The organism is Arthrobacter cavernae (assembly GCF_017368795.1).
GTDB classification, from domain to species: Bacteria; Actinomycetota; Actinomycetes; order Actinomycetales; family Micrococcaceae; genus Arthrobacter; species Arthrobacter cavernae.
Window position 1 is genome coordinate 1 of sequence record NZ_JAFNLL010000079.1, and the last position, 7,483, is coordinate 7,483.

9 protein-coding genes are annotated in these 7,483 nt (G+C 64.8%); 3 read left to right on the top strand and 6 right to left on the bottom strand.

Going from position 1 to position 7,483, the window contains the following annotated elements:
- Positions 1-195 precede the first annotated feature (195 nt).
- From J1902_RS18655 to lysS, 3 genes are all read right to left on the bottom strand, one after another.
- Positions 196-522, bottom strand: coding sequence for a histone-like nucleoid-structuring protein Lsr2 (locus J1902_RS18655; RefSeq protein WP_207617870.1), 327 nt, complete (start codon positions 520-522; stop codon positions 196-198).
- 123 nt (positions 523-645) lie between these two features.
- Positions 646-819: a hypothetical protein gene (locus tag J1902_RS18660; RefSeq protein ID WP_207617871.1), complete on the bottom strand. Its 174-nt coding sequence runs from the start codon at positions 817-819 to the stop codon at positions 646-648.
- Positions 820-821: 2 nt separating this feature from the next.
- Positions 822-2,288: a lysine--tRNA ligase gene (lysS, locus tag J1902_RS18665; protein WP_242702220.1), complete on the bottom strand. Its 1,467-nt coding sequence runs from the start codon at positions 2,286-2,288 to the stop codon at positions 822-824.
- A 240-nt stretch (positions 2,289-2,528) separates the two neighbouring features.
- Here lysS and J1902_RS18670 point away from each other — a divergent pair, with 240 nt between their 5' ends.
- Positions 2,529-3,362, top strand: coding sequence for an alpha/beta fold hydrolase (locus J1902_RS18670; protein WP_207617873.1), 834 nt, complete (start codon positions 2,529-2,531; stop codon positions 3,360-3,362).
- Here J1902_RS18670 and J1902_RS18675 read toward each other — a convergent pair whose 3' ends face one another.
- The 3 genes from J1902_RS18675 to J1902_RS19585 all read right to left on the bottom strand — a co-directional run bounded on the left by J1902_RS18675 (position 3,363) and on the right by J1902_RS19585 (position 4,918).
- A complete protein-coding gene (locus J1902_RS18675) occupies positions 3,363-4,205 on the bottom strand; it encodes an EamA family transporter (RefSeq protein ID WP_207617874.1) in 843 nt (280 codons plus the stop codon).
- 7 nt (positions 4,206-4,212) lie between these two features.
- Complete coding sequence (locus J1902_RS19770; RefSeq protein WP_278253678.1) at positions 4,213-4,344, bottom strand: hypothetical protein; 132 nt, start codon at positions 4,342-4,344, stop codon at positions 4,213-4,215.
- A 121-nt stretch (positions 4,345-4,465) separates the two neighbouring features.
- Positions 4,466-4,918, bottom strand: coding sequence for an alkaline phosphatase family protein (locus tag J1902_RS19585; protein ID WP_307794495.1), 453 nt, complete (start codon positions 4,916-4,918; stop codon positions 4,466-4,468).
- 71 nt (positions 4,919-4,989) lie between these two features.
- On the opposite strand from J1902_RS19585, the gene J1902_RS18685 reads away from it, so the two are divergent.
- Together J1902_RS18685 and J1902_RS18690 are read left to right on the top strand one after the other, a co-directional pair.
- Positions 4,990-5,850, top strand: a complete 861-nt coding sequence (locus J1902_RS18685; protein WP_242702219.1) for a LysR substrate-binding domain-containing protein — start codon at positions 4,990-4,992, stop codon at positions 5,848-5,850.
- A 141-nt stretch (positions 5,851-5,991) separates the two neighbouring features.
- On the top strand, positions 5,992-7,332 hold the full coding sequence (locus J1902_RS18690) for an integrase core domain-containing protein (protein WP_207617876.1): 1,341 nt from the start codon (positions 5,992-5,994) through the stop codon (positions 7,330-7,332).
- Positions 7,333-7,483: the final 151 nt, after the last annotated feature.

A 7,483-nucleotide genomic window follows, 5' to 3' on the forward strand; every position in this document is an offset into this window, starting at 1 on the left:
CCGGCGGACAATCCGGGCCAAATCCGGCACCAGACATCAGCCCCAATGACCGGCGTCGGGCTTCAAATAGCGGCCCCGCAACATTCCCCGGCCATTCACAGGAAATTCCAAGGTTTGGACTAATCATTACCGCACGCGCCTGATGTTAAAAGACAATGCCCCCGGCTTATCCGCCGGGGGCATTGAACCCGCATATCAGGAATTTGCCTTCAGGTAGGCCTCCTGGATTTCGGCCTGAATGCGGCCGCGGCTGTTTACGGTAAAGCCGTTGTCCCGCGCCCACTGACGGATCTGTGCAGAATCCTGGCTCCGGGCGACCGTTGCACGGCCGCGCGTGGCGCGACCGGTCGAGGTTTTCCGCGCCTTGGCAACAAAGGGTTCCAGCGCATCGCGCAGCTTGGAGACATTGGCAGACGACAGATCGATCTCATAGCTGACGCCGTCAAGGCCGAAGCGCACGGTTTCGTCCGCTGAGCCCTCATCCAGGTCATCGACGAGGATGATTTTTACTTTCTGTGCCATGAAAGGCCTCTCTCGGGAGGGATATTCAGATCGAACGGTATCTAATAATCAATTATCGTCCACGGCAAGGGCACGCGTCAAAGGAGAAATGAATCCTGTGGATAGCGGTAGGCGAAAGTCCTGCTATTTAGCGGGCGTGTCGCCGCCGGCCATCTTGGAATTGCGCGAATCCGCCTCCGCCTGCGCGCGGGCTTCAGCCTGCCGCTCGGACTTGTCAGCATTGAAAATGGATTTCATCGCAAACCAAAAGATGAGGCCCACCACAACGGACGGCGCCAGGACAGCAATGTATTCCATGATCAGTGACCTTCAGGCTTCAGGAGCGGGAACAGGATGGTTTCGCGGATGCCGGCGCCGGTGAACAGCATGACCAGGCGGTCGATGCCGAGGCCGATCCCGCCCATGGGCGGTGCACCGTATTCGAGTGCACGCAGGAAGTCCTCGTCAAGCTGCATGGCCTCGACGTCGCCAGCCGCGGCACGGCGCGACTGCTCCGTCAGCCGCTCGCGCTGGATCACGGGATCGATCAGCTCGGAGAACGCGGTACCGCGTTCCATGCCGCCGATGATCAGGTCCCAGGCCTCGATCAGGCGGCCGTCCTCGCGGTGCGGGCGGGCCAGCGGCTGGGCCGACGGCGGGTAGTTGTAGACGAAGGTCGGGTTCAGCAGCGTGGGTTCGACGATCTCGCCGAACAGCTCCACCACGATCTTGTCGGCGTCCCACTTGGGGTCCACCTTGACCTCGTGCTTTTCCGCAAGGGGCAGCAACTCGGCCACGGTGGTGTCCGGGGTGATCTCGACGCCGATGGCCTCGGACAGTCCCGGGTATACGGCCACCCAGGCCCATTCGCCGTCGAGATTGATCTCGCCGGCGTGGGTCTGGATTGTGCGGGTGCCCACGACGTCGGCGACGTTGAGGATGATTTCCTTCATGCGCTCGGCCATGACGAACTGGTCGGCCCAGGCCTCATAGCACTCGAGGGTGGTGAATTCCGGGCTGTGGGTCGAGTCCACGCCTTCGTTGCGGAACACGCGGCCCATGTCGTAGACGCGGTCGATGCCGCCCACCACGGCGCGCTTGAGGAAGAGCTCGGTGGCGATGCGCAGCGTCATCTTCTGGTCGAAGGCGTTCATGTGCGTCTCGAACGGCCGTGCCGTGGCGCCGCCGTGGATGAGCTGCAGGATCGGGGTCTCGACCTCCACGTAGCCGCGGCGGTCCAGGGTTTCGCGGACGGAACGCGTGATGGCCGCGCGGCGGTAGACCATTTCGCGGGCTTCATCGCGGACCATGAGGTCCACGTAGCGCTGGCGGACACGGGTTTCCTCGTTCAGTCCGGCGTGCAGGACCGGGAGCGGGCGCAGCGCCTTGGAGGCCATGGACCAGGAATCGGCCATGACGGACAGTTCGCCGCGGCGCGAGGAGATGACCTCGCCCTTGATGAAGACGTGGTCGCCGAGGTCAACCAGGGCCTTCCAGTCGGCGAGCGCTTCCTCGCCAATGTTGGCCAGGCTCAGCATGGCCTGCAGCCGGACGCCCTTGCCGTCCACGCCGCCTTCCTGGAGGGTGGCGAAGCACAGCTTGCCGGTGTTGCGGACGAAGACGATCCGGCCCGTGATGCCCACGGTGTCGCCGGTGGTTTCGTCGGCCTCGAGGTGCGCATACTTCTCGCGGATTTCGGCGAGGGAATGGGTCCGCTCAACACCCACCGGGTAGGCCTCGCCGCCGCGTTCAATTAGCTTGCTGCGCTTTTCCATGCGGATGTGCATCTGTTCGCTGGCGTCGGCGGGCTCTGTGGAGTGGGTGTTTTCAGCAGTCACAAGGGTTAAGTTTACCGGGAGTTGGGCATCTTACTCGACGCTCCCGTTCCTGCGGAAAACCGCGCGCTGCGTGGCCCCGCCCAGGCTGGGGCGGGTGACAACCGCAGTGTGACAACCGCAGTGTGACACAGACAGCCGGGGGTGCGTGCCGAACTGTCGGCTTTCAGGCGGCTCCGTTAGGCTCGATGCATGACCCGCGAGAACATCACCACGGCCGACGGCGGAACGCTGGAGGTCTTCACCACCGGCGGTGACCTGGCGGCGGCCGGCTCCGGCGTCGTCGTCGTACCCGCATCCATGGTGACCGCCGCCGATTACGGGCGTTTCGCGCAGAAACTGAGCGCGGCACTGGGCCGGCCGGTCCATACTTTCAACCGCCGCGGGCGGGGCGAATCATCGCCGCAGCCGGTGGACTACACGCTTGCGGTGGACATCCGCGACCTCGCCGCGGTCATGCAGCACACCTCCAGCACGGACGTTTTCGGGCACAGCTTCGGCGGCGCGGTGGCCCTGCACGCCGCGCGCACCCTCCCCGTGGAACGGCTCGCGGTCTACGACCCCGCCGTCTCCGTGAACCACAGCGTCAAGGCCGACTGGGCTCCCGAGTATGAACGCGCGACGGCGGCGGGAGACTTCGATCGCGGCCTCGCCGTGCTGGTCAAGGGCGTCGAGACGGGCGGCGCATTCTCACGCATGCCGTTGTCCATGCTGACGCTGGCCAACAAGCTGACGGCCGGCACCACCATGGGCAGGCAGATGCGCGAGCTCATGCAGTGCGGTGTGCGCGAGATCAAGGCCGTCATCGCCGCGGACATGCCCGCGGAGCCGTTCCTGGAGCTGCCGCTGGAAACCCTGATCGTGGTGGGCGAGAAGAGCCCAGCCTACTTCGGGGTTGCCTGCGGGCAGATCCACGACGTGCTGTCCGGCTCAAGCTACACCATCCTGCCGGGCTATGGCCACGACGGCCCCAACAAGGCCCCGGACAAGCTGATCGCGGAACTTTCCGAGTTCTTCTCCGGCTAGTCAGCCCAGCTGCAGGGCGACGATCCCGCACACGGCCGCGGCCGTCAGCCCCATGCGGACCCTGCTGAACCGCTCGCTGAAGAACACCGCCCCGATCACGCCGGCCAGCAGCACGCTCGTCTCGCGGAGCGCTGAAACCAGCGCAAGCGGGGCCAGGCTCTGGGCCCAGACCACCACCGCGTAGGCCAGCATGGACATGAACCCGCCCAGCAGCCCGGGTTTCCAATGTGACCTGACGCCGCGCACGAACCCGCCGCGGCTGGGCGCCAGCCACCAGCACAGCATGGGAATCATGGCGCCTTGGAGCAGGAACAGCCAAGCGACATAGCCCAGCGGCTCCCCGGACAGGCGCATACCCACCCCATCCACCAGCGTGTACGCGGCAACGCTTATCCCCGTCAGCACGGCGAATAGTGTGGCCCTGCGGTTGCCGGTCCGGCCGCCGGTCAGCGACAGGCTCAGTAAGGAACCCGCGACGACGGCGACTCCCGCCAGCTGGACGGGGTTCAGTTGTTCGGCCAGGACAGTCATGGCGACGGCGGCCACCAGGAGCACCGCCAGCCCGCGGGCCAGCGGGTACACCTGCGAGAAATCGCCGTGTTTGTAGGAGGTGGTCAGCAGGATCAGGTACATGGTCTGCAGGCATGCGGATGCGGCAATGAACGGCCAGGACGCCTCCAGCGGCATGCCGAAGACCAGGGCGCCGGCGATGCCCGAGACCAGGTAGACGAGTGCGATCAGGGTCGAGGCGGCCAGCCTGTCCGGGATGGCCTTGGCAATGGCGTTCCAGCCGCTGTGCAGCACGGCCGCGAAGAGGACCACGGCGGTCACGGTCAGGGTCAAGGCGGGCCTACCGCGCGCCGAAGAGGACGCCGTCGGTGTCTTCCGCGGAAACCCCGAAGACCGCCAGCACCTGCGCCGTAATGTCGGCGTGGTCCAGCGCCGCGACGGCCGGCGGTACGCCGGCACCCGATGCGGGCATCACAGCGCTCAATCGCGGCCATGTAGTCCGCGCCGGTGCCGTGGTTGTGGGCTTCGACGTCGGCCTCGCCGAAGTAGACGAAAGCGGCGGCCAGGTCCTCGCGCGCCAGGCGGTGGGCCGCCTACCCGGCAACGGCGTCGTCGGCGAGGACCCAGCTCCCGGCGTCGTTGGCGTCTTCCGGGTCCGGGGTGGGCACCCAACCACGCGAGGAGAAGATCGGGCCGCATTCGACTTCGCTGGCCAGCGGGTGCCAGCTTGCGGCAACCATGGTCTCGAGCCCGGGCCTGGCCGCCCTCAGCCGTGCCGTGAAGTCCGGAAATCCGTCCAGCTCACCGGGGTGGTGGCTGTTGGCGGTAACCATATGTTTGTCCTGGTAGACGCCGGTGGCCACCGTGGACCATACGGGGCCGGAGATGGTGGCGTTCTTTTCGTGCACGCGGACAGGAAGCAGAACCCCCGACGCCGCCAGCCGGTCGAGTGCCGGAGTGGACGCTGCGAGGAGGGTGTCATAGCGGACGCCATCGATGCCGATGACCAGGACGTGAGGCTCATGGGCCGAGGGAAGGTTCTTCACGGGACTGACGCTACCCAGCCGGGGCGTTGAAATATAGGGACAACCATGGATATCTATAGCAAACTTAGGTCATGCCTATGAATATGACCCATCTGCGGGCCTTCCACCTCGTGGCCAACTACGGCAGTTTCGTGGCGGCCGCGAGAGCGGCAGGTGTCAGCCAGCCCACGCTCTCGGAACAGGTCCGCCTGCTCGAGCAGCACCACTCGGCGCGGCTCCTCCAGCGCCTGGGCCGCTCGGTGGAGCTCACCCCGCTGGGGCGCAGCCTCTTCTCTGTCACGGCCCGGATCTTCGCTGCGGAGAAGGAAGCAGAGGCCATCCTGGCCCGCGCACAGAAAGCCATGAGAGGGGAACTCCGCTTCGGGACCGATGCGCCGATCAACGCCGTCGGGGTGCTGAGCGCGTTCCGCCGGAGCCACCCCGGCGTCGCCGTCCAGCTGGTCAGCGGGAACTCCGCCGGCATCCGGCAGCGCGTGCTCTCCGGCACCGTGGACGTGGGAATCATCGCCGACGAAACGCCCCACCCGGAGCTGACAGCCAGGACACTGTCCACGCAGGACCTGGTGGCCTTCGTGCGCAATGACAACCCGCTGGCGGCATCGAAGACCATTAGCCTCCGGGATCTGGTGACCCAGCCGCTCATCATCCGGGAGGTGGGCTCGGTGACCCGGAGAAGCATCGAGCAGGCTCTCAGCCAGGCAGGGCTGCAGCCGGAGGAGGTTCTCGAAACGGACAGCCGCGAGGCCGTGCAGGCAGCCGTGATGGCCGGGCTCGGCATCGGCGTCATCGGCGAGGATGAATTCAGCGACCATCCCCGCCTGGTCCTGCTCGACTTCACGGACAGGATTCCGCCCATCACGGAGTACCTCATCTACAGGACCGACAATCGGGGCAGCCACGTGATCCAGGCAGTGCTGGAGTGCTTGGCGTAGGGCGGGCTGTTTGTTTGTTAAATTGTTATGTCTCAGGACATCGGTGACAGTTCCGCATCAACACATCGGTGACACAACACGGGGTCTTGGTGGTGACACTTTGCCATAGTTAACGGGTTTTGTGGGTTGAACTGGGCTGATGTGAAACCTAATGATTCCGTTGATGCGCGGCTGCGGCTGGAAATCGCCCAGTGGCCAGAGGACGCCCCACGCGGGGCCGTGACCACGTTCTGCCAAGCGCATGACATCAGCCGCAAGACGTTCTACAAGATCCTCGCGATCGCCCGGGATGAAGGACAAGCAGCAGCGCTGGAGCCCCGGTCACGCCGGCCGAAGACCTCTCCAACACGTCTGGATGAGACCGTGAAAGCCCAGTCGGTCAAAGTTCGTGCCGCGTTAGAGTCCTCGGGTCTGGACCACGGTCCGATCAGCGTGCACGACAAGATGAAGTCCCTGGGGATGACGGCTCCGTCCACCGCGGCGTTGGCCAGGATCTTCCGCGAGAAGAATCTGGCCCGCAACGAGCCGAAGAAGAAGCCACGCGCCGCGTGGCGGCGCTTCGTCTACCCGGCACCGAACGCCTGCTGGCAGCTTGATGCCACCGAGTACGTTCTCACCGGTGGGCGTAAGTGCGTGATCTTTCAGCTGCAGGATGATCATTCCCGTCTGGCCATCGCCTCCCACGTGGCCTCCGGAGAAACCACTGAAGCAGCCCTGACGGTGGCGAGGAAGGGCATGGCCGCCCACGGGGTGCCGCAACGCCTACTGACCGATAACGGGTCCGCGCTGAACCCCACCCGCCTGGGCGTGCAAGGCCAGCTCGTGACCTACATGAACTCCCTGGGCGTCTCCATGATCACCGGCAAACCTTACAAGCCCACGACTCAGGGCAAGAACGAAAGATTCCACCAGACCCTGTTCCGGTATCTGGACAAACAGCCCATCGCCGCGTCGTTGAACGAACTGCAAGGGCATGTCGATCGGTTCGATGTCATCTATAACGCCCAACGGCCTCACCAGGGGTTGCCAGGCAGAATCACCCCCCAGCAGGCGTGGGAGGCTACCGAAAAAGCAGAACCACCACGTCCAAGGCTGCCCGAACCGGAACCAGCCGTGCCCCGGCCGACCGTGCCGGCGGCCGCACTCCGGCCAGCCGAACCAACGCTTGCCGCGGACCACGACGAGCATCTGTTGGTTGTGCCTGAGCAAAAGATCCTTGGCAGCTTCAAAACCACCGAGCCGTCGGGGCGCCGCACGCTGAAGGTCTATTCCAACGGAACCGTCCGTTTCAACGATGTCGTCTACTGCCTGACCACGCGCATGGCTCACCGGCAGGTGGTCATCGACTGGGAACGCGAGGCGATCACGTTCATCAACTCGGAAGGAGAAATCATCGCCGAGTTCAACTGGCCACCTGTCGGGACCAAGCACGTAGGGATCAAGTCCGCACGGTACGCATTCCAGCAGACTGCTCCGCAGTAAGAACCTGACCCGTGAGCGCTGGAACTGTTACCGATGTCCTGACGCATCGAGTGTCACCGAAGTCCTGATGCAGAAGTGTCACCGATGTGTCGAGACATCACAGTTTGTTTGTTAAATGGGAGTGCCCCCAACCGGGGTTGGGGGCTCTCGA

Excerpts from the sequence above, each read along its gene's own strand:
- J1902_RS18655 (WP_207617870.1), bottom strand. The coding sequence starts at position 522 with ATGGCACAGAAAGTAAAAATCATCCTCGTCGATGACCTGGATGAGGGC.
- J1902_RS18660 (WP_207617871.1), bottom strand. The coding sequence starts at position 819 with ATGGAATACATTGCTGTCCTGGCGCCGTCCGTTGTGGTGGGCCTCATC.
- lysS (WP_242702220.1), bottom strand. The coding sequence starts at position 2,288 with ATGCACATCCGCATGGAAAAGCGCAGCAAGCTAATTGAACGCGGCGGC.
- J1902_RS18670 (WP_207617873.1), top strand. The coding sequence starts at position 2,529 with ATGACCCGCGAGAACATCACCACGGCCGACGGCGGAACGCTGGAGGTC.
- J1902_RS19770 (WP_278253678.1), bottom strand. The coding sequence starts at position 4,344 with ATGCCCGCATCGGGTGCCGGCGTACCGCCGGCCGTCGCGGCGCTGGAC.
- J1902_RS18685 (WP_242702219.1), top strand. The coding sequence starts at position 4,990 with ATGCCTATGAATATGACCCATCTGCGGGCCTTCCACCTCGTGGCCAAC.